At 71.2% G+C, this 20,886-nt stretch carries 16 protein-coding genes and 1 tRNA gene; 6 read left to right on the top strand and 11 right to left on the bottom strand.

What is annotated here, in order from left to right; genetic code table 11:
* Window positions 1–2 precede the first annotated feature (2 nt).
* Window positions 3–620: a hypothetical protein gene (locus ACH4RG_RS24555; protein ID WP_397920792.1), complete on the top strand. Its 618-nt coding sequence runs from the start codon at window positions 3–5 to the stop codon at window positions 618–620.
* Between the two features lie 163 nt (window positions 621–783).
* Window positions 784–1,899: an ADP-ribosylglycohydrolase family protein gene (locus ACH4RG_RS24550; protein WP_397920794.1), complete on the top strand. Its 1,116-nt coding sequence runs from the start codon at window positions 784–786 to the stop codon at window positions 1,897–1,899.
* Window positions 1,900–1,952: 53 nt separating this feature from the next.
* Here the strand turns inward: ACH4RG_RS24550 and ACH4RG_RS24545 are convergent, their stop codons facing one another.
* The gene (locus tag ACH4RG_RS24545; protein ID WP_397920796.1) at window positions 1,953–3,533 is read right to left on the bottom strand and encodes a sodium:solute symporter family protein; all 1,581 of its coding nucleotides are present in this window, start codon (window positions 3,531–3,533) and stop codon (window positions 1,953–1,955) included.
* Between the two features lie 450 nt (window positions 3,534–3,983).
* Complete coding sequence (locus ACH4RG_RS24540) at window positions 3,984–4,766, bottom strand: SDR family oxidoreductase (protein ID WP_398540246.1); 783 nt, start codon at window positions 4,764–4,766, stop codon at window positions 3,984–3,986.
* Window positions 4,767–4,864: 98 nt separating this feature from the next.
* Here ACH4RG_RS24540 and ACH4RG_RS24535 point away from each other — a divergent pair, with 98 nt between their 5' ends.
* The gene (locus ACH4RG_RS24535) at window positions 4,865–5,758 is read left to right on the top strand and encodes a hypothetical protein (RefSeq protein ID WP_398162968.1); all 894 of its coding nucleotides are present in this window, start codon (window positions 4,865–4,867) and stop codon (window positions 5,756–5,758) included.
* 102 nt (window positions 5,759–5,860) lie between these two features.
* On the opposite strand, the gene ACH4RG_RS24530 is transcribed toward ACH4RG_RS24535, so the two are convergent.
* The 3 genes from ACH4RG_RS24530 to ACH4RG_RS24520 all read right to left on the bottom strand — a co-directional run bounded on the left by ACH4RG_RS24530 (window position 5,861) and on the right by ACH4RG_RS24520 (window position 8,115).
* The gene (locus ACH4RG_RS24530; protein ID WP_397920801.1) at window positions 5,861–6,067 is read right to left on the bottom strand and encodes a DUF397 domain-containing protein; all 207 of its coding nucleotides are present in this window, start codon (window positions 6,065–6,067) and stop codon (window positions 5,861–5,863) included.
* Window positions 6,068–6,283: 216 nt separating this feature from the next.
* The gene (locus ACH4RG_RS24525; RefSeq protein WP_026291139.1) at window positions 6,284–7,141 is read right to left on the bottom strand and encodes a Scr1 family TA system antitoxin-like transcriptional regulator; all 858 of its coding nucleotides are present in this window, start codon (window positions 7,139–7,141) and stop codon (window positions 6,284–6,286) included.
* Between the two features lie 254 nt (window positions 7,142–7,395).
* Complete coding sequence (locus ACH4RG_RS24520) at window positions 7,396–8,115, bottom strand: GPP34 family phosphoprotein (protein WP_397920803.1); 720 nt, start codon at window positions 8,113–8,115, stop codon at window positions 7,396–7,398.
* Window positions 8,116–8,307: 192 nt separating this feature from the next.
* On the opposite strand from ACH4RG_RS24520, the gene ACH4RG_RS24515 reads away from it, so the two are divergent.
* Window positions 8,308–10,836, top strand: a complete 2,529-nt coding sequence (locus ACH4RG_RS24515; protein ID WP_398540245.1) for a serine hydrolase — start codon at window positions 8,308–8,310, stop codon at window positions 10,834–10,836.
* Window positions 10,837–10,999: 163 nt separating this feature from the next.
* A complete protein-coding gene (locus tag ACH4RG_RS24510) occupies window positions 11,000–12,961 on the top strand; it encodes an MFS transporter (protein WP_398540244.1) in 1,962 nt (653 codons plus the stop codon).
* Between the two features lie 103 nt (window positions 12,962–13,064).
* Here ACH4RG_RS24510 and ACH4RG_RS24505 read toward each other — a convergent pair whose 3' ends face one another.
* Together ACH4RG_RS24505 and ACH4RG_RS24500 are read right to left on the bottom strand one after the other, a co-directional pair.
* On the bottom strand, window positions 13,065–13,925 hold the full coding sequence (locus ACH4RG_RS24505) for an ATP-grasp domain-containing protein (protein WP_398540243.1): 861 nt from the start codon (window positions 13,923–13,925) through the stop codon (window positions 13,065–13,067).
* A 186-nt stretch (window positions 13,926–14,111) separates the two neighbouring features.
* On the bottom strand, window positions 14,112–16,361 hold the full coding sequence (locus ACH4RG_RS24500; protein ID WP_398162964.1) for an MMPL family transporter: 2,250 nt from the start codon (window positions 16,359–16,361) through the stop codon (window positions 14,112–14,114).
* Between the two features lie 272 nt (window positions 16,362–16,633).
* Between ACH4RG_RS24500 and ACH4RG_RS24495 the strand changes: the two genes are divergently transcribed.
* On the top strand, window positions 16,634–17,392 hold the full coding sequence (locus tag ACH4RG_RS24495) for a TetR/AcrR family transcriptional regulator (RefSeq protein WP_397928501.1): 759 nt from the start codon (window positions 16,634–16,636) through the stop codon (window positions 17,390–17,392).
* A 21-nt stretch (window positions 17,393–17,413) separates the two neighbouring features.
* On the opposite strand, the gene ACH4RG_RS24490 is transcribed toward ACH4RG_RS24495, so the two are convergent.
* From ACH4RG_RS24490 to ACH4RG_RS24475, 4 genes are all read right to left on the bottom strand, one after another.
* Entirely contained in the window at window positions 17,414–18,058 is a 645-nt protein-coding gene (locus tag ACH4RG_RS24490) for an erythromycin esterase family protein (protein ID WP_398162963.1), read from the bottom strand.
* Complete coding sequence (locus ACH4RG_RS24485; protein ID WP_398162962.1) at window positions 18,007–18,432, bottom strand: hypothetical protein; 426 nt, start codon at window positions 18,430–18,432, stop codon at window positions 18,007–18,009. Before ACH4RG_RS24485 ends, ACH4RG_RS24490 begins: the two co-directional genes overlap by 52 nt.
* 485 nt (window positions 18,433–18,917) lie before the next feature.
* A tRNA-Arg gene (locus ACH4RG_RS24480) sits at window positions 18,918–18,990 on the bottom strand.
* Between the two features lie 336 nt (window positions 18,991–19,326).
* Complete coding sequence (locus ACH4RG_RS24475; RefSeq protein ID WP_398162961.1) at window positions 19,327–20,775, bottom strand: alanine/glycine:cation symporter family protein; 1,449 nt, start codon at window positions 20,773–20,775, stop codon at window positions 19,327–19,329.
* Window positions 20,776–20,886: the final 111 nt, after the last annotated feature.

The raw sequence follows: 20,886 nt of genomic DNA, 5'->3' as shown, positions 1-20,886 counted from the left end.
GAATGCGCGATGTGCGGGTGGTGCTGATCGGCGGGACCTCGAACACCGGGAAGTCGACCGTCGCCGCGGCGGTGGCGGAGCGGCTCGGCTTCGAGCACCGCTCCACGGACGGCCTGGCCCGGCACCCGGGACGGCCCTGGCGCACCCCGGAGCACGAGGTGCCGCCGCATGTCGCCGAGCACTACGGGACGTTGACCACCGAGGAACTCCTCGACTCCGTCCTCGACCACTACGAACGGCTCCGGCCGCGTATCGAGGAGCTGATCACCGACCGCGCGAGGACCGGGTCTCCCGGCCTGGTCCTGGAGGGCTCGGCGCTCTGGCCAGCGTGGGTCGCCCGGCTGACGGTCCCCCGTACGGCCGCCGTATGGCTCACCGCCGACGACACGGTCGTACGCGACCGGGTGCGGGCGGCGGGGCGCTACGAGGAGGCGACGGACGCGGAACGGCACCTCATGGACCGGTTCCTGGCCCGTACCGTCCGCTACCAGGCGCGGATGCTGGACGCCGTGGCGGCGCTGGGGCTGTCCCGGGTCGACACGGGCGGGGGACGTACGGTGGGGGAGCTGGTCGATGCCGTGCTGGCGGCCACGGAGGCCCGGACGGGGCCCGGCCGCTGACGCCTCGCACCGGTCAAAAACGACCTGCGGGACGTCCGTCGTCATACCCGTACGTACCCGGTTCGCCCCCTCTACCGCCCGTTCCCGTTCGATTACAGTGCTTGCGCGGTCGCCCGCAGAGAGGCCCGCGCGGGCGGGTACGTGGTGACGGGGAGGGTGCGGGGTGAGCACAGGGACCACGGCGGTCTGGGGCCGGGCCGAGCAGCAGGACTTCCGCAGTCGGGTCCGTGGGGCCCTGCTCGGCGGGGCCGTCGGGGACGCGCTCGGGGCCGGGGTCAGCGGGCTGGTGCTGGAGGAGATCCGCGCCGCCCACGGCGTCGAGGGGGTCGTCGACTACGTCCCCGCGCACGGCAGACGCGGCGCCGTCACCGCCCTCACCCAGCTCACCCTGTTCACGGTCGACGGGCTGATCCGCGCCCAGGTACGCCGCGACACCGGGGCCTGGCACCCGCCCACCGATGTTCACCGGGCCCATCTGCGCTGGGCCGCCACCCAGCACGACTGGGGGCCCGACGAGCGGCGCGAGGACAACGGCTGGCTGGCCGCCGAGGAGTGGCTCTACGCCCGCCGCGAGCCGGCCCGGGAATGCCTGGGCGGCTTCGGCGACCCCGTCATGGGCACCCTCGACCGGCCGAAGAACCCCACCGCCCGGGACGCGGGCGCCCTCACCCGGTCCGCGCCGTTCGGGCTCCTCGTGGGCTGGGAGCCGGGGCTCGTGCTCCAACTGGCCGTCGAGTGCGCGGCCCAGTCCCACGGGCACCCCGCCGCCCAGCTGGCCGCCGGCGCCTTCGCTCTGCTGGTGCACGGTCTCGCGCGCGGCGAGAGCCTGGACGGGGCCGTGCAGAACGTCCTGGCCCTGCTCGCCGAACGCCCCGGCCACGAGCCGGTGACCGAGGCCCTGCGGCGGGCCCTCGGCTCCGTACGGCAGGGCATCCCGGGCCCGGCCCTGATCGAGGCGCTGGGTGCGAGCGACGCCGCCGAGGAGGTCCTAGCCGTCGCCGTGTACTGCGCGCTGGTCAGCGAGGACGTCCGGCACGGGCTGCGGCTCGCGGTGAACCACAGTGGCCCGTCCCGTGCCACCGGGTCGGTCTGCGGGGCGCTGCTCGGGGCGCTGCACGGCGACACCGCGCTGCCGCCGGCCTGGCTCGCGGAGCTGGAGGGGCGGGCCACGCTCCTCGAACTGGCCGACGACTTCGCGATGGAGATGACCCAGGGCCCCGCCCTGCACAGTCCGGCCGCCGTCGCCCCGGGCTGGCTGGCCCGCTACCCGCGCGGCTGAGGGGGCGGGGCAGGTCGGCTGTGCCGCGCGGCTGAGCGGGCGGGACCGGTCGGTTACCCGCGCGGCCGAGGGGCGGGGGCCGGGCCTCCGTCCTGGGCGGGGATCACGGTGGCCGTCGCCGTACCGTCCCCGTCGTCGTCCCCGTCCCCTTCGTTGATCCGGGTCAGCAGCGCGTCGCGCTCCGGGGTGTCCTCCGGCTTCAGGTGACCGATCAGGATGTAGAGCACGAGCGAGACGGCGAGCGGCACGGACACCTGGTACTGGAGCGGCACCCCGTCCTCGACGGCCCAGTGGATCGGGTAGTTGACCAGCCAGAAGGCGAGCAGGCCCGAGGCCCAGCTGGCCAGCGCCGCGGTCGGGCCGGACTTCCGGAACGGGCGCAGCAGACCCAGCATGAACGGGATCGCGATCGGGCCCATCAGCCCGGCGACCCACTTGATCACGACGGTGATGATGTCCTTGAACGCGGGGGAGTTGATCTGCGTCGCGATGGCCATCGACAGCGCGAGGAAGGCCACGGTGGTCCAGCGGGCCGCGATCAGCCCGGCACGCTCGTTCCAGCCGCGTGCCGCCTTCGAGAGCGTCGGGGCGATGTCCCGGGTGAAGACGGCGGCGATGGCATTGGCGTCGGAGGAGCACATGGCCATCGTGTGGGAGAAGAAGCCGACGATGACCAGGCCCAACAGGCCGTGCGGCAGCAGCTGTTCGGTCATCAGGGCGTAGCTGTCGGAGGCGTCCGGCTTCTGTGCGTCGACCAGCAGCGGGGCGACCCACATCGGGAAGAACAGCACCAGCGGCCAGACGAACCACAGGATCGCCGAGAGCCGGGCGGACCGGGTGGCGGAGGCGGCCGAGTCGGTCGCCATGTACCGCTGGGCCTGGTTCCACATGCCGCCGTTGTACTCGAACGTCTTGATGAACAGGAACGCCATCAGGAACGTCACCGTGTACGGGCCGGCGGTCGGGTCCGCGTGCCCTTCCGGGAGCTTGTCCCAGACCGTCCACAGGGTGGCCAAGCCGTCGAGCTCGCGCATCACGGCGAACAGCATCGCCAGCCCGGCGAACAACTGGATGATGAACTGGCCCAGTTCGGTGAGGGCGTCCGCCCACAACCCGCCGACGGTGCAGTAGATCCCGGTGACGACCCCGGTGATCAGGATGCCCTGGGTGATGGAGAGCCCGGTGAAGACGGCCAGCAGGGTGGCGATGGCCGCCCACTTGGCGCCGACGTCCACGATCTTCAGCAGCAGCCCCGACCAGGCGAGCGCCTGCTGGGTCCGGATGTCGTAGCGGTTCTTGAGGTACTCCAGCGGCGAGGCGACGTGGAGCCGCGAGCGCAGCCGGTTCAGCCGGGGCGCGAAGAGCTTCGCGCCGATGAAGATGCCGATGGCGATGGGCAGTGACCAGGTCACGAAGGACGTGATCCCGTACTGGTACGCGATGCCGGCGTAGCCGGTGAACATCACCGCGCTGTAGCCGGACATGTGGTGCGAGATGCCGGACAGCCACCATGGCATCCTGCCGCCGGCCGTGAAGAAGTCGCTGACGTTGTCCACGCGCTTGTGCGACCAGAGTCCGATCGCGACCATCACGCCGAAGTAGCCGATGAGCACAGACCAGTCGAGACTGTTCATGTCCCCCTCCAGGGGTCCGCCTTGTGAACGGGAACGCACTTCGTCGGTACGGCCGTTCAGCGGCGTCCCCTTGCGGGAGCGGGGACTTCGGGGATTGAACCCCCTGTGAGGGCGCTCGGTCAAGGCTGCCTGGCGGTCATGGATGTGAACATAGGTCAGTAAGGAGAACGATTTTACGTGCTCTTGACCCTGCGGAGCGTTGTCGCGCACGTGACCGCGGCCACACGATGGGCGGGCACTTCGTCAGGCTGTGCAGAGAAGATCAGGGAGTACGCGGCGACACGCGAAGGCCGCACGGGATGCGGGTCCCGTGCGGCGAGAAGTCGAGAGGCAGGGTGCTCGGGTGCGAGTGGCGGGCGGGAGCGGTGCGGGGGGTGGGGGGTGAGGGGTGCGGGAGTGGCGGCGGCCCCGGGGTGACCGTGCGGGCTGAGTGGCGCGTGCGTCAGCGCATCAGCGCATCAACTCGCCCGCGTTGACCAGCAGTGACTGGCCGGTGATCGCCCGGGACCGGTCGGAGACCAGGAAGGCGGCCGCCTCCGCCACATCCCCGTCCGTGGCCGGCTCCGGCAGCGCCATCCGATCGGTGAGGCGGGCCAGCACCTCGGACTCGGGCACGCCCTCGGACCCGGCGGTGAACCGGACGTACGCCTGCACCGGCGGCCCCCACATCCAGCCCGGCAGAACCGTGTTGACCCGGATCCGGTACGGGCCCAGCTCCCGGGCGAGCGAGTACATCGCCGAGGTGAGCGCCCCCTTGGACGCAGCGTACGCCGCCTGTCGCACCTGGGAGGGCGCGGCCACCGCGGACTGCGTGCCGATCACCACCACCGAGCCGCCCCGCTCCTTGAGGGCGGGCAGGCAGGCCCGGGTCATCCGCAGCGTGCCCAGGAGGTTCACGTCGATGACCGACTGCCACGTGGCGAAGTCCGCGTCCTGGAGTCCCCCGAAGTAGCTGTCCCGGGCGGCGACATGGACCACCGCGTCGATCCCCCCGAACCGCTCCACCGCCAGGGCCGCCAGTGCATCGCACTGCGCCTCGTCCGTGATGTCGGTCGACAGGTGGGCCGTGTGCCGGCCCTCGGGGTCGATCTCCGCCGCCGACCTGGCCAGGTTCGCCGCCGTACGCGCCCCGAGCACCGCGCGTCCGCCGTCCCGGACGACGCTCGCGGCGACCCGGTGTCCGAGCCCCGGCCCGACGCCCGACACGATGACCGTCTTCCCCGCGAGCAACATCGGCGCCTCCCGGCCCTGGCCGTTTGTCTGACGGGCCGTCAGAGTAGGGGCAGGCGGGAGCCGATGGAAGAGGACGGAAGAGGAAGGCGGGCGGGGCGTTGGCCGATGACGCCGGTACGGGGAACAGAGGCAGGGGCAGCGGTGGCAGGGACAGCGGCGGCGGTACGGGGAGTGAGCGGTACGCGGAGCTGGCGGGGGAGGGGCCGTACGGGGTGCGCCCGGGGCACGCCCTGATCACCATGGTCGAACCGCATCCGGGCCATGAGTACGCGTACAACCGCTGGTACGAGGACGACCACTACTACGCGGGTGCGACGGCGATGCCGTGGATGTTCGCCGGGCGGCGCTGGGTGGCCACCAAGGACCTCCAGGAGCTGCGGTATCCGGAGGAGTCGGCGGTGGCCCGGCCGGCCGGCGCGGGGTGTTACCTGTCGACGTACTGGGTGACCGAGGGGCGCTACGACGACCACATGAAGTGGACCGTCGCCATCAACAAGCGGCTGAACCGGGACGGCCGGGTCTACCAGGACCGGACCCACGTGTTCACGGCCTTCCAGGACCACGAGGCGACCGTCTACCGCGACGGGGCCGCCGGCCCCCGGGACTTCCACGCGCTCGACCACCCGTACGCGGGTCTCGTCCTCCAGGTCGTCGACGCGGAGGGGCCGGAACAGCGGGCGGAGTTGCTGGAATGGCTGCGTTCGCGCCATCTCCCGAAGCGGCTGAAGGGGTCGCCCGCGGCCATGGTCACGGTGTTCCGGCCGACGCCCCTGCCCGGGGACCGGATGACGTACGTGAAGCAGGTCGAGGGGGTCGACACCCGGCTGACGCTGCTGTGGTTCCTCCAGGAGGATCCGCGGAGCTGCTGGGAGGAGCGCTTCACCGGCCTGGACGCGGCGGTCACGGAGACCGGTCTCGGGCGGGTCGAGCTGGTCGCGCCGTTCGTGCCGACCGTGCCGGGCACGGACCGGTACGTCGACCGGCTGCGGTGACGCCGCTGAGCGGGCGCCGGATCGTGCCGAGCCCCCTCGGCCAGGACGGCGAACCGGTCGAGAGGGCTCCATCAGGTGGTGCGGTGGTGCGGTGGTGCGAGGTCAGGCGTTGACCGTGCCCGTGGCGACGTCGCGCACGAACGCGTTCCACGCACCGGGGACGAAGGTGAGCGAGGGGCCCTCGGGGGCCTTCGAGTCACGTACGGCGATGGACAGCGCGACCGGGGACTTGACCTCGACGCACGCGCCGTTGCCCCCGGAGTACGACGACTTCGTCCACGTGTCCGTAGCACCCTGAAGAATTGCCATGTTCACTCCGGTTCAGAGAGTTGGGTGGGTCGCACCAACCTGATTCCGATTGGCGTGATCGACGCTACTCGCCAAGCCCCGTCCATGAGATGGCCGTTCACTCGACCGGGTGGTCTTTCCCTGGTAGGCCTTCCGTGGCGAGGGGGCGGCCGGGTACCATCCCGCCGCCCACTCGCTCCCGAAAGGGCTCGTACACCGCGCGTCGGCTCGGACGCGTCAACTCGTGTACGACTTGGCGATCTTGCTGATGAACTCCCGGGTCTGCTCCACGTTCAGCGCCTGCGCCCGCAGGTGTTCGTACATCACGCTGTAGCGCTGCACGTCATTCGCCTTCTCCAGGTAGAGATCGCTCGTGACGCCCTCGATGTAGACGACGCTGGAGTCCGCGGCGTCCGGGAACTCCAGGATCGCGTACTGGCCGTTGATGCCCGGGTGCGCGCCCATGTCGAACGGCAGGACCTGCACGGTGACGTGCGGCAGGTGGGACTGCTCGACGAGGTGCTCCAGCTGCTCGATCATCACCTGCTTGTCGCCGACCACCCGGCGCAGCGCCGACTCGTCGATCACCGCCCACAGCCGCAGCGGGTTCTCCGGCGCGTTGACCCGGTCCTGGCGTCGCGACCGTACGTTGACCCGCTTCTCGATGTCCGACGGAGGGGCCTCGGGAAGCGCGCCGCTGATCAACGCCTCGGCGTACGCCCGGGTCTGGAGCAGGCCCGGGACCATCTGCGGCTCGTAGACCCGCAGTGACTCCGCGTCGGTCTCCAGGCCGATGTAGACGCTGTACGGGATGTCGCCGAAGGCGTGCCACCAGCCCTGCTGGCGGGAGTCCTTCGCCATCTGCATCAGCGAGTCGACGATGCGGTGGTCCTCGACCTCGTACACCCCGCAGAGGTCGCGTACATCGCGCTGGCTGATGGACCGGCGGCCGTTCTCCAGGCGGCTGATCTTCGACTGCGAGACCAGCAGTCGCTCCGCCACTTCCTCGGCCGTCATGCCTTTGAGTTCGCGCAGGCGGCGCAATTCCTGGCCCAGCCTGCGTCGCCTGACAGTGGGATTGACGTTGGACGGCACGGAAACGGCACCTCCGGCTATGTAGCTGTGCGTATCTACTGCTCAGCAGATTGCCACCCCTTGCCCCGGCCGCGCTGGGAAACGGCCACACGCGGGGCGCGGGGGCGTACGCACCGGTGCGCGGGAGGGCGCGCAAGCGCACGGGGCAGCCGGTGGTGGTGACTACCGGCTGCCCCGTGCGTGGTGCGGCTCCCGGACCGGGTCTGTGACGACGGACGACGGCACGGCGTTGTGCTGTTCTCAGGTCCGCGCGGTCAGCTCGCGGCGGTGTGCGCCATGCTGCCGCGACGGGCCTGTGCTTGCTGCTGCAACGGAAGGCCCGCTGCCTGCTGCGTACGGCGTGGCTGGACGGCCACTCCGTTCTGGACGTCCATCACGGCGTGCGCCACGAGTCCGCCCATCGGGTCGTGCCTGATCAGGTCCCGGAGCCGGGAGCGCGAGGAGCGCCCCTCGTTCCCGGGGTACAGATGCTTGCCGAGTCCGACCGCGTGGGCCAGTGCGGCGAGCGCCGCGGTCCGCGGGTCCGGCGGTACGCCGGTACGGATCGCGCTGTCCAGCCGGTTCCTTATGTCCCGGCTGATCGCCGTCTCCGTCGCTTGGTAGCGAGTCGTCGGCAACACTCCGCACATCTGGCCCGCCACGGCATGAACCATGCCGCACCGCTCCAGATGGGCGAGATAGATCTGGCGCAGCCCCAGGCGGGGCCCGCCGATCCAGTGGACCGCCCGAACCGGGCTGCCACGACGGCGCAGCAGCTCCAGTGCGGAGTCCAGAGTCGGATCTCCTGTCGGCCGTGGCATCACCACGGCGATACGATCCCCGTCAGGGGCTATCCGTCCTGCCAGAGCCAGCTCCACTAGCTGTGCCCCGGCCAGGCCGAGGTCGAGCGACTGCGGCTGCGCTGTGGTACCCGTGGTCGGGTCCAGAGCGAGCAGCAAAAGCTCCTCCGGGATTGTTCTGCGGCTCCTGCCCATCCATGCCTCCCCGCGTGGATGTCTGACAGGGTGACCCCTCTCACATTGGTCTGTCGAGAGCGCCTGCCTGCTTTGTGAGGGAACCAGTAGGTATGTCGTTCTCGTCTAGCAGCTCGGCCAGGGGTTCACACAGGACACTGGTAGATGGTTCGGACAGCGCGGGGTGACCCCGCAGCGCATGAGGAGGCATCGGTGGCGGGCGAGTCCCCCGACAAAACGGAGCAGCAGAAGTCGTCGGGGACGGCTGCGGAGGAACGCGACCCGCGCTTCGCCGTGTTCCGTGACCCCGGCGCGGACCCGGACGCGGACACGGGCGGGAACGAGGACGCGGGCGTTGGTTCGGGTGCCACGTCCGACACGGCGACCGCTGTCTTCCGTCCCCGGCTTCCGGAGGACGCCGCCCGGCGCGAGCCCGGGGAGGAATCCGCTTCCGCGGTGCGTGAGCCGGAGACCGCGTCCGAGCCCGCGGTGGATGAGCCGGAGACCGCGTCCGGGTCGGCGGCCGAGGTGGACGTCGCTTCCGAGGCCGGGTCCGGGGCCGATTCCGGCGCGGAGACCGACGCCGAGCCGGAGAGCGCGCCTGTGGCGGCCTCCACGGCCCCTGGGGAGGCCGACGCGCCTTCGGAGGGCACGGGAGCCGCCGAGGGCGGCACGAGCCCGGACACGGGCGCGGAGGCGTCCGGCATCGAGGCGTCCGGCACGGAGAGGTCCGGCACGGAGACGGAAGCCGAAGCCGAAGCCGATAGCGGGGACGGCCGACTGCGTGCCGCGGTGGCCGCGTGGGTCGATGCCGATGCCGAGGGCAAGCCGGCGGCGGACGGCGAGGGTGACGCGCGCTCCGGTGCCGAGTCCGCGTCCGACACCGAGGACGAGCCCTCCGCGAAGGACGAGCCGAAGGCGGACGGGGACGCGGCGGACGCGGAGACGGAGTCGAAGGGCGGGCCCGGCGACAAGCCGAAGGCCGGCCCCACGCCCACCGCCACGCCGACCGACTCCACGCCCACCGCCACGACCGACTCCAGGCCCGAACCGAAGGCCGAAGCCGAGCCGGACAGCGCTTCCGGCGCCCCCGACCTGCAAGGAATCGATCAGCCCACCGCCATCTTCAAGGCGGTCAAGCCGGTCACGCCGGTCGACGCGGGCGACCGGGTCGACCAGGCGACGACCACGCTGAAGCTCCCGCCGAGCGAGGACCGCGCCTGGGGCAAGCCCGAGAGCAAGCCCGAGAGCAAGCCCGAGAGCAAGCCCGAGGACAAGCCCGAGAGCGAGGCGGAGCGCACGAGCACGTTCGTGCCGCTGCGCTCCGACGACGTACGGTCCGCCCCCGCGCCCCGCGACCCGGAGCCCGGAGGCGGCCCCGGGTCACGGCCCGAGGCGTCCGCCGCGCCGTCCTGGGCGGCGGCCGAGCGGACCCGGCAGCAGCCGCTGCCGCCGAGGCCGCCGCTCGACCTGCTCGCCGAGCTGACGAACACCCCGCCGCCCCCGGAGACCCCGGTCCGGACCGCCGTCCGGCGGGTCAAGATCTGGACCCCGCTGGTGCTCCTCCTGCTGATCGTCTTTGCGATCGTGCAGGTGATGCGCCCGCTGCCGGAGCCCTCGCTGGAGCTCACGGCGAAGCCGTCGTACACCTTCGATGGCGGCGAGACGAAGCTGTCCTGGCCGGGCCAGGGACAGTCGGCCGTGATGGTCGACGGCGTCGGGTCGCTCGGTTCCGAGGGCGCGCAGAAGCCGGCCCCGATCGCCAGCGTCGCGAAGGTCATGACCGCCCACGTGATCCTCCAGGAGCACCCCCTCAAGGGTGACGAGGAGGGCGAGACGATCACCGTCGACCAGAAGGCCGAGGACGAGTCCAAGCGGCCCGACGAGTCGACGGCCCCGCTGACCAAGGGGCAGAAGCTCAGTCAGCGGCAGATGCTCCAGCTGCTGATGATCCCCTCGGGGAACAACGCGGCGCGGCTGCTCGCCCGCTGGGACGCGGGTTCCGAGGACGCGTTCATCGACAAGATGAACGAAGCGGCCAAGGAGCTCGGCATGACCGGGTCGACGTACACGGACCCGAGCGGGCTGGAGAAGACCACGGTCTCCACCGCCACCGACCAGCTGAAGCTGGCGCAGGCGGTCATGCGCAACGAGGTCTTCAGGAAGATCGTGGACATGCCCGAGATCGAGATCGAGGGTATAGACGGCAAGATCTACAACAACAACAACCTCCTGTTGCAGCCGGGCGTGAGCGGCATCAAGACCGGGTCCTCCACCCCGGCGGGCGGCAACCTGCTCTGGTCCGCGAACACCAAGGTCGACGGCAAGCTGCTGTGGATCTACGGAGCGGTCATGGGCCAGCAGGCCGGTACCGGCCGGGTCTACGACAGTCTGGAGCTGTCCCTCCAGAACAGCCTGAAGCTGATCAAGGACGCGCAGGAGGCCGCGACCTCGGCGACGGTGGTGAAGAAGGGCGATGTCGTCGGGTACGTGGACAACGGCTTCGGCGGACAGACCCCGGTGATCGCCACGAAGAACCTCAAGGCGGTCGGCTGGCCCGGCCTGGAGGTCGAGCTGAAGGTCACGGACAACGGCGCGGGCATCGACCACGCCGCGAAGGCCGGGAGCGAGGTCGGCATGGTGACCGTGGGCACCGGCACCGGAAAGGTCACGGCCCCGGTGGTGCTCCAGAGTGATCTGACCGAGCCGGCCTTCGGCGACAAGCTGGCCAGGATCGGCTGAGACACCGGAGCGGGGGAGGGGCGGCCGACGCTGTGGGCCGCCCCTCCCCGTATATGACAGAGATACGTGCAGGGGGTACGTGTTAGCGTCCCCGGACAACTCAGGGACGCTGGGACGCGTCCCTGAAGAGGTACGGGGCCGGCGGAGGACGGGGAGAGCCGTAGTGACCACCGCGGAGCCGAAGCCCGGCCGCGAGGCGGACGAGACCACGAAGAGCGGGGGCGACGCCCTGCACGTTCGCGTGCCGTCCCCCCGTGTCCCGGAGCCTCAAGGGGAGTCGGAGTCTCCGGAGACTCCGGCTCCCCTTGCCCCCTCCGACCCCTCCGGCCCCTCCTCTGGTCCCTCCGGACCCTCCACGGCCGCCGGGGCTCCCGGGGCTCCCGGGCCCGCAGCCTCCGAGCCGTCGTCAGCCAGGGCCCGCCGCCTGCTGCGGCACCCCGTCACCATCGCGACGGCCGCCGCCGCCGTCGCCCATCTCCTCTGGTTCTTCTTCTTCGCCAACACGGGCGGCGACATCGCCGCGCAGGACGCCTGGGCCGAGTTCGTGGGCCGACACCCCGGCACGGCGTACAACCTGGCCTGGTACGGGGGCATGCACCCCGTCTCGTACAGCGTGGTCTCGCCCTACCTGATGTCGCTGCTCGGCGTCCGTACGACGATGATGATCGTCGGCACGGTCTCCTCCACGCTGACCGCGCTGATCCTCGTGCGGGTCCCGGCCGTCCGCAATCCACTGGCCTGCTCGCTCGCCGGGGTCTTCGCGTTCCTGTGCAACGCGCTGTCGGGCCGGGTGACCTTCGGGCTCGGCATGATGTTCGCCGTCGGCGCGGTGGCCGCGGTGTTCTGCTGGCCCTACCGCTGGCGGTACAAGCGGTGGGCCAAGGCCGGCGTCGCCGCCCCGCTCGCCGCGCTCGCCACCGCGGCCAGCCCCGTCGCCGGACTCTTCCTGGGCGTCGTCGCGGCGGCGCTGTTCCTCCACAAACGACGCCCCGGCGCGTACGCGATCGGGCTCGCCCCGGTGGCCGTGGTGGGGCTGTCCGCCTGGCTGTTCCCGTTCTCCGGTACGCAGCCGATGTCGCTCGGGACGCTGTCGCTGCCGTTCCTCTTCGCGGTCCTCGTGTACGTCCTCGTACCGCGCGACTGGAGCACGGTCCGCACCGCCGCCGCCGTCTACGGGATCGGCACGCTGCTCACGTACGTCATCGACTCGCAGATCGGGTCGAACATCACGCGCATGGCGATGTTGTTCGCCGGGGTGGCGCTGCTCGCCGCCCTGCCGTACGCGGTGCCGCGCAGCCGTCGCTGGTACGCCCTGGTCCTGGCCTTCGTGGGCCTCAACTTCTGGATCGGGTTCAAGGGCGTCGACGACATCGTCCGGACCGCGCCCGCCGCGTCCTGGAACCGGGAGCTGGCCCCGCTGATCAACCAGCTCCAGCAGGTGGAGGCGGAGCGCGGCCGGGTCGAGGTCGTGCCCGTGAGCAGTCACCGTGAGTCATCGGCGCTCGCCCCGTACGTCAACCTGGCGCGCGGCTGGAACCGCCAGGCGGACATGAAGCGCAACCCGCTCTTCTACGACGACACGCTCGACCCGGTGAACTACCGGGAGTGGCTGGACCGCTGGGCCGTGCACTACGTGGTGCTGCCCAAGGACCGGCCGGACAACGGGGCGATCCAGGAGGCGGAGCTGGTCGAGCAGGGACAGCCGTACCTGCGCGAGATCTGGGGCGACGAGAACTGGAAGCTCTTCCGGGTCCTGGACCCGGTGCCGCTCGCCGACCCGCCCGCGACGGTGGAGCGGGCGGGCGCGGACGAACTCACGATCACCGTGAAGTCGGCGGGCCGGGTGCTGATCCGCATCCCGTACACGCGCTGGCTCGCCCTCGTCGACGAGGAGGGCAAGAGCGTGGAGCGCCCGCTGGAGACCGAGGAGTCGAAGGCGCGGTCGGAGGCGGACGAGACCGCGCCGAAGACCTATCTCAACACCAACGGCTGCCTGAACAGGGTCGAGGAGGGCCCGTACGGCGACGAGTGGACCGAACTGCTCGCGCCGCGACCGGGCGTGTACCGGCTGGCGGCCCCGTACCAGCTCCAGCCTGGCACGCCCTGTCCGGAAGAACTGAGCTGATCCCATGGTGTTCCGGTCGGTGTCCTGCCCGGTGTCCTGCCACGACGTGCCGACACCGCGCCGGCGGGCACCGAGGAGCGCTGTCCGGAAGGGGCTGCCCCGGCTACCGCACGAAGCCGCGGTCGTGCGGCGACAGGCCCGTGGCGGGTCCGGCGGCGCGGAGGACCGTGTCGAGGGACCGGTCCGGGTCGGCCGAGTAACATCCGCTCGCCCAGGCGGCATTGGCTTCGATCACGGCCCATCGGCCCTCGTCGTCCCGGCCGACATCGACGACGATCGCGGACGGCAGGGTCTCCCCGGCGGCCGCGAGGACCTCGCGCCCGAAGGCGAGCGCGTCGCCCTCCGCCGGCCCGAGCCGGAGCCGGCCGGACTCGGCGTACTGCCCGGCCGCGTGGACGGCCCCGTCGAGCAGGTGGAGCCGGTACTCGACGGCGAACGTCATCACGTCGCTCACCAGCACCACGGTCGCCGGGTCCACGGCATCCGGTCCGGGCAGCCGGGACCCGTCCGCGTACACGAGCGCCGAAATGCTCTTGTCGTTGGGCGACTTGACGAAGGCGGGGCGTCGCAGCCGGTACGCCTCGTCGATCGGCATCGCCCGGACCTCCCGCCGGGTGAGCGCCCGGGGGAGCCGCGCGAGCCAGTCGGCGGGGGCCTCCAGGAGGGCGATCCCGAGCGCGGGGGCCACGACGTCGGCGAAGGAGGGACCGGCGTGCAGATGCACGGCCTGCCCTTCGCCCCCTTCGCCCCCGGTGCCGCCGGTGCCGGCGGTGGAGGCGGTCGGTCCCGCACGTTCCGGCCCCTCCGGCCACCCCGCCCACCCGGGACCGCCCAGCCCCTCCGGTACGGCGGAGGCCGTAGCCTCCACGATGCGCAGCCCTCGCCGCAGCGCGGCGGCACGCAGCGTCCGGGCGGAGGCGGTGAGCCGGGGCGGGAGGACGAGGGTGCGCGGCGGGCGGGTCATGGCCGCAGATCCTCCCGTACGGGGACGCCGCGCCGCACCGGCTTTTCTCCGGTACGGCAGGGGGCCCGTTGTGCGCGCCCGGGGCCACCTGGCTCGATCGGCGCCTGATCATCGAACCGTCGCTGGGGGCGAGGATCGCGGCGCACGTGGTCGCCGAGATCCTCACCGATCACTCCGGTGCGCGGGTCAGACCCCCGTCGGGTCCTTGGTCCCCGTCGGGTCCTTGACGCGCGGTGCGTTCACGACGCGCCCCGGAACGACCCCGGGCTCCCCCTCACCGAGCCCGAACCGGTCGTGGAACCTCCGCAGGGGGCCGGGCGCGTACCAGGCGGATCGGCCGAGCAGCCGCATCGCGGCGGGGACGAGCACACCGCGTACGGCGATGGCATCGATGAGGATGGCCAGCCCGCTGCCCAGGCCGAACATCTGCATGAAGCTGATCTCGGCCGTGCCGAAGGCGAAGAAGCTCACCGCGAGCAGGAGCGCAGCCGCACTGACGATGCGCCCGGTGCGGCCGAGGCCGTGGGTCACGGCGGACTCGTTGTCCTCGCCGAGATCGTGGAGTTCCTTGATCCGGCTGGTGACGAACACCTCGTAGTCCATGGAGAGACCGAAGGCGATGCAGAACATCAGGACGGTCATCGACATCTCCATCGGCTGGGCCGTGAAGCCGAGCAGGGAGGAGAGGGCGCCGTCCTGGAAGATCCAGGTCATCACGCCGAGGGTCGCCGCGAGACTGAGGACGTTGAGGACCAGGGCCCGCAGCGGCTGCACGACGCTGCCGGTGAAGAGGAAGAGCAGGACGAAGGTCGTGACGACGATCAGGGCCACGGCGATGGGCAGCCGGTCGCCGATGGAGGTCCTGGAGTCGACCAGCTGGGCGTCGGTACCGCCCACCAGCGGACTCGCCCCGGCGGGCGGATCGGTCGCACGCACCTCCTTCACCAGGCTCTGGGCCGCGTCCGACTTCGGTTCCAGAGCGCTCACCACGGTGATCCGCTGTGCGTCGGGCCGGCCGAGTGCGGGGTTCCCGGGGCCGGTGGCGGTGGGCTCTCCCCCGGCGTAGCTGCCCGAACCCGTCTCGACGCGCACGACGCCGTCGAGCCCGGACAGTCCGGCCGCGTACGACGCCAACGGGGCCTCGGACACCGGCCGGTCGATGACGACGTGGAGGGCCGACTCCTCGCTGCCGTCGAAGTTCTCCCGCAGCGCCGTGGCGACCTGGCGGCTCTCGGCGCCCTCGGGCAGCACGCGCTCGTCCGGGGTGCCGAAGGTGATGCCGAGCAGCGGGCTCGCCGCCAGCAGCAGCACGGCGAGCACGGGCAGGGCGGTGATCGCGGGCCGTCGCATGACGGTGCGGGCCAGCCGCCCCCACAGGGGGCCCCGGCCATCGACGCGCCCCCGCTTCCCCCACGGCAGCCGGCCGCTGTTGACGCGGTGCCCCAGGACGACGAACAGGGCCGGCATCACGAACAACGTGCTGACGGCGGCGACGGCGACGACACCGACTCCCGCGAAGCCGAACGAGCGGAGGAAGTACTGGGGGAACACCAGCAGTGACCCGAGGGCCGCCGCCACGGTCGCGGCGGAGAACGCGACGGTGCGGCCGGCGGTGCTCACCGTGGACCGGACGGCGTCGTCCACGCCCGCGCCGGCCGACAGCTGCTCCCGGAAGCGGCTGACCATCAACAAGGCGTAGTCGATGCCGAGTCCGAGGCCCAGGGCGGTGGTGAGGTTGGTCGCGGTGTTGGCGACATCGGTGACGCTGCCGAGGAGGGAGAGCTGGGCGAACGAGCCGAGGACGGCGATGACGGCGATGACCAGCGGCAGCAGCGCCGCGACCACGCTGCCGAAGACGAACAGGAGCAGGACGAGGGTGAGCGGTATGGCGATGGCCTCGGCCAGGATCAGATCGTCGACCACCTGACTCGACATATCGCTGCCCACGGCCGCACCGCCTCCGGCCCGGACCGTGAGGCCGCCGTCCTGTGCGCCGGTGTAGACGTCGATGACCTGCTGGGCGTTCTCCTGCTGCCGCGTCTCGTCGCCCGTCACATGGGCGAGCACCATCGCTTCCCGGCCGTCCTCGGAACGGAGGTCAGGGCTGCCGGTGTCCCAGTACGAGACGACATTGGTCAGCCCCTTCTCCTCCTTGAGGCCGGCGACCAGGCGCTGCCCGCTCCGCCGTACGGCGGGGGCATCGACGGAGCTGTCGTCGGCACTGACCAGCAGCACCAGGTTCGTCTCTCCCCCGAACTTCTCGTCGATGACCACCGCGGCCCGGGACGACGGGGACGACGGGTCGTCGAAGCCCCCGCCGAGCAACTTGCCGAACGCGCCCGCGCCGACCGCGCCCATGAGCACCAAGGCCACAGCGGCCACGACGAGGACGGGCCGGGAACGGCGAATCGCCAGTTCGGCCAAGCGTTCAAACACGCCACATCTCCTTTGTCTCCAACGGTGAGAACGACGTGTGTCTGCCCGGTGCACAGGGGAGCCGGCGCAGTGCCCCGCGGAGCCCTTCTCCACCAGGGAGGGGCGCGGTGTCGCACGCTTCGTCGCCGTGAACGACGTTAGTGAGTGGACGAGTTGCTGAGCAGTGCGAGATTTACCTGACAGTGTCAGTCTTTCCGACCGCGCGGAGATATTCCGGGCGGACGATCGCCAAGGCCTCCCGGTGCGGCCGGGTCCGCCGTAGGCTCGCCCGCATGCCCGCAGACGACGAACACCGGTCGGCTCCACCCTCCCTGCGACAGCGACGCCGGGCCGTCGCCACCCAGGAGATCGTGAAAGCCGCCGAGCTCCACATCACCGAACACGGCTCCGCCGCCCTGTCCCTGCGCGCGGTGGCACGGAGTCTCGGCATGAGCGTGCAGGCGCTCTACCACTACTTCCCCGACCGGAACGCCCTGGTCACGGTGCTCATAGCCAAGGCGTACGAGGACCTGGCCACCGCCGTACAGACCGCCGCCGACAGCACTCCGCCCGACCCGTCCGTACCGCGCTTCGTGATCGCGGCCGAGGGCTACCGCCAGTGGGCGGTCTCCCACCCCGAGCGGTTCCAACTCCTGTACGGGACACCCCTGCGGAGTTACGCGGCACCCGTCGGCGGCCCGACGACCCGGGCGATGCAGCAGATGAGCGCGGTCTTCCAACGCGTCCTGTTCGGCGACTTCACCCCGGAACAGCTGGCCGCCGCGGACACGCCCACACTGTCGCCCCCGTTCCGCGCCCATCTGGAACAGCTGTCACCGGACGGCCTGGCGGCCCTGCCACCGCAGGCGACCGCGCTCCTCCTCAGCGGATGGGGCCACATGCACGGCCTCGTCGTCCTGGAGGTGTTCGGGCACACCTCGTTCCTGGGCGACCACCAGGCCGAGATCTTCCGCCTGGCGATGCGCGACCTGCTGACGGACATCCACCGTCGCGTCCCGGCCGGGCACGGGAACGGGACCGGCCCCGGATGAGAGCGCCGGGAAAAGAGCCACTCACGGTGGCGGTCGGTGGAAGGGGCGGGCCGGAGTCACCCGCCTCAGATGGGCGACTACGTCGAACCACTCGGCCGGAGAACCGCCCGCCATGTGGTGATCGGTGTCGTGTCGCGGGTCGTGGCGTGGCCCGATGAGCCTGGACCTGGTGGTCCGGGTGAGCCAGTCGGCGACCTGCCGCGGAGCGTCCGCCCGCAGGTCCAGCAGGTAGTCGCCCACGGCCTCGTCGTCCAGTACCGACTCGACCAGCGGTGGTACGGGGCGGGGCGCCCGGTGGGCCGGGGCGCCGGTGCAGGTGGCCAGTTCCCCCGCGCCGAAGGTGATGCCGATCGACAGGTACCGGGAGCCGAGGCGTTCGCGCAGGTAGCTCCCGGCGTTCCGGGACGGAGCGGCCGGGTCGGGCGGAAAGCTGACGACCCGGGTGCGCGCGTCGGCGGTATGGGAGCTGGAGGACCAGAACAGCACCCGGTGCCCGGTGTGCTGCTGCCACCACAGGACGTTCTCGGCGAAGAACCGCTCGTAGCAGGCCATGTTGTGCGGGTCCAGCGGGTCGTGGTCGTGGTCGTGGTCGTGAAGCTCGTGGTACTGGACGATCAGCCGTGCGTTGTGGAGCGCCCACGCATGGCTCTCGTTGGAGGCACGCATGCACCGGACGAGGCCGAGGACCCCTCGGTGCGGGAGAACGGCTCCGCGGCCTCCAGCAGGGCCACGGGGTCCCCGGCCCCGGTGCGGACATGGGCGTCGAGCCGGGCGACGAGTGTCCCGTCCTGGTCGAGGGCGACAGCGCGGAAGCCCGCCTCACCGACCAGCAGCCGGGCCATGCGCGCCTGGAGAGCGAAAACCTCGTGTGCGCCACGCGTCCCGGCACCGTAGCCCACCACGACCGTCCGCTCATGGAGCATGCCGAGCAGCGGCCGCAGGTCGTCCAGTGACTCCGACGCGTCCACGGTGGTCAGCCGATGCGCCGTCTCCCTGATCCAGTTCCGAACCGCGGCACGTTGTTCCGGTGAGCTCGTCATGGCGTCACCCTCGGACATCGACCACGGTTGAGGTCAAGCCCGACCGTTCCCTGCCGTCGCGACGCCGGGCGGCAGCCGGCCGCGTACCACCTTGCGGACCTGGTGACGGCCCACTCCGGACAGAACGTGGCTCACCCTCTGTTCACCGAGATCGTTACGGACCGGCAGGTGCAGGACGGTCGCGCGCTGGTGCACGCCTGCGCTCCTGGCACAGGGCCCTCCCGGGGGAGCTGCGACGGAGCCGGCAGCGGCTCTGCGCGCCGGCGACAGAGTGACCCGGGAACGCCCTGTACGTCGCTCCGGCTCCGGAGTGACGTGACCCCGGCGAGGCTGACGAGTCCGTGCGGGATGGTGCTGATCCGTGGGGCCGGACTGCGGAGCAAACTCCTCGTCCGCGCACGCAAGCGGCCCCGGACGAGCGGTCCGGGGCCGGGCAGGAACCCCTCCCCGAGGGAGAAACCCCAGGTCAGAGCGGTAACGCGTTGTGCCCCCGGCAGGATTCGAACCTGCGACACCCGCTTTAGGAGAGCGGTGCTCTATCCCCTGAGCTACGAAGGCCGGGGCTTGCCGAAAACCTTGCCGGAAACCCTCGGGGGGAATGCCGGGCGGAGTGAGGCAAACGCCCTGGTCAGGCGAGCCTTGTGCGGTGCTGCGGCAGGGATCCGGAAGGACGCTTTCCCGAGCAGACGCACTGGAGGTCGACTGACCGCTGACAGCCTAGCGGATGGGGATTGCGGAGGTCGCCCCCGTTGCCGCTGTGCGCCGCGATGCCTTCGCGCCGCGGCTCGGCACGGCACCTGCGGGATTCGGGCCCGACCCCGGAACACCAGAGGGCGGCGCCCCTCCCGGAGTGCCGCCCTTCGATGCGTGCGGTCGCGCTGGGGCGCGTCCGTGTCAGAGCGAGCCGACCGGCATCCGCCCCTGTGGTGTGGCGTCCTGGTCCGGCGAGCCCCAGCATTCCACCTCGCCGCGCAGGCCCGGAACCTGGTCCTTGCGGAAGACCGGGTCGAGGCCTTGGCGGCGCTGGGTCAGGTAGTCGTCGAGGAGGCGGAAGGCGACCGCGCTGAGGGGGATGATCGCGATCAGGTTGACCAGGGCCATCGCGCCCATCGTGACGTCGGCGAGGCTCCAGACCAACGGGACGGAGCCGATCGCGCCGAGGACGGCGCAGGCGATGACCATCGCACGGTACGTGCTCATCACGCTCTTGCTGCGGGTGATGAACTGGATGTTGGACTCGCCGTAGTAGTAGTTACCGATCATGGAGCTGAAGGCGACCATGAAGACCACCAGGGTCAGCAGGTGACCGGCCCAGTCGCCGAGCGCGCTGGTGAAGGCGGCCTGTGTGACGTCCGCGCCGCCGCGCTCACCGAGGGTCGGGTCGGCGGAGAGGATCACGAAGGCGGTCATGGTGCAGATGACCAAGGTGTCGAAGTAGACGCCGAGGGCCTGGACGAGGCCCTGCTTGACCGGGTGCGTGGTCTCCGCGGCCGCGGCGGCGTTCGGGGCGGAACCCATGCCCGCCTCGTTGGAGAACATGCCGCGCCGCACGCCCTGGAGGATCGCCGTACCCAGGGCGCCGCCCGCGACCTCGCGGAAGCCGAAGGCGCCGCCGATGATGTCGCCGAGCATGCCCGGCACGTTGCCGAGGTTGAGGAGCACGATGACCAGGCCGGTCAGCAGGTAGAGCGCGGCCATCACCGGAATGATGACCTTGGTGACGGCCGTCAGGCGCTTCACGCCGAAGAACACCGCGAGCGCGAGCAGCACGGCGAGCGCGACGCCGAGGACGGGATCGAACCAGGAGGCGTCCGAGCCGAGGGAGCCCTTCGTGGCCACCGTGATCGTGTTGGACTGCACCGCGGTCAGCACGAACCCGAACGTCAGCGTGATCAGAACGGCGAAGACCACGCCGAGCCAGCGCATTCCGAGAGCCTTCTGCATGTAGTAGGCCGGGCCGCCCCGGTACGTACCGGGCTCGGTGTCGCGCACCTTGTACAGCTGGGCCAGGACCGACTCGACGAACGCCGAGGCTCCGCCCACCAGGGCCATCATCCACATCCAGAAGACGGCTCCGGGGCCGCCCATGGTGATCGCGGTGGCCACACCGGCGATGTTGCCGGTGCCGATCCGCGCGGCGGCGGAGATGGTGAAGGCACCGAAGGGACTGACGCCGGACTGCGGCTTGTCCCTCACGACCCGGAACATCTCCGGGATCAGGCGGATCTGCACGCCCTTGGAGCGCAGCGTGAACCAGACGCCGGCGACGGCGACCAGTGGAATCAGCAGGTATGTCCAGAAGACGTCGTTGAGCTCGACGACCCAGGTTTCCAACGTGCCCATGTGTGGATGTACCCGGTTCCTTGTGAGTCGGGGAATCGGCTCGGTCCCTGTGTGCGCGTACAGGTCGTGTACGGAGCGGAGGGCTGGCCCGGACGGCGCGGAGCCGAATAC

The organism is Streptomyces sp. NPDC021019 (assembly GCF_044333295.1).
Lineage (GTDB): Bacteria > Actinomycetota > Actinomycetes > Streptomycetales > Streptomycetaceae > Streptomyces.
The sequence above is the reverse complement of the archived record's forward strand: the minus strand, read 5'-3'. Positions and strand labels throughout refer to the sequence as shown.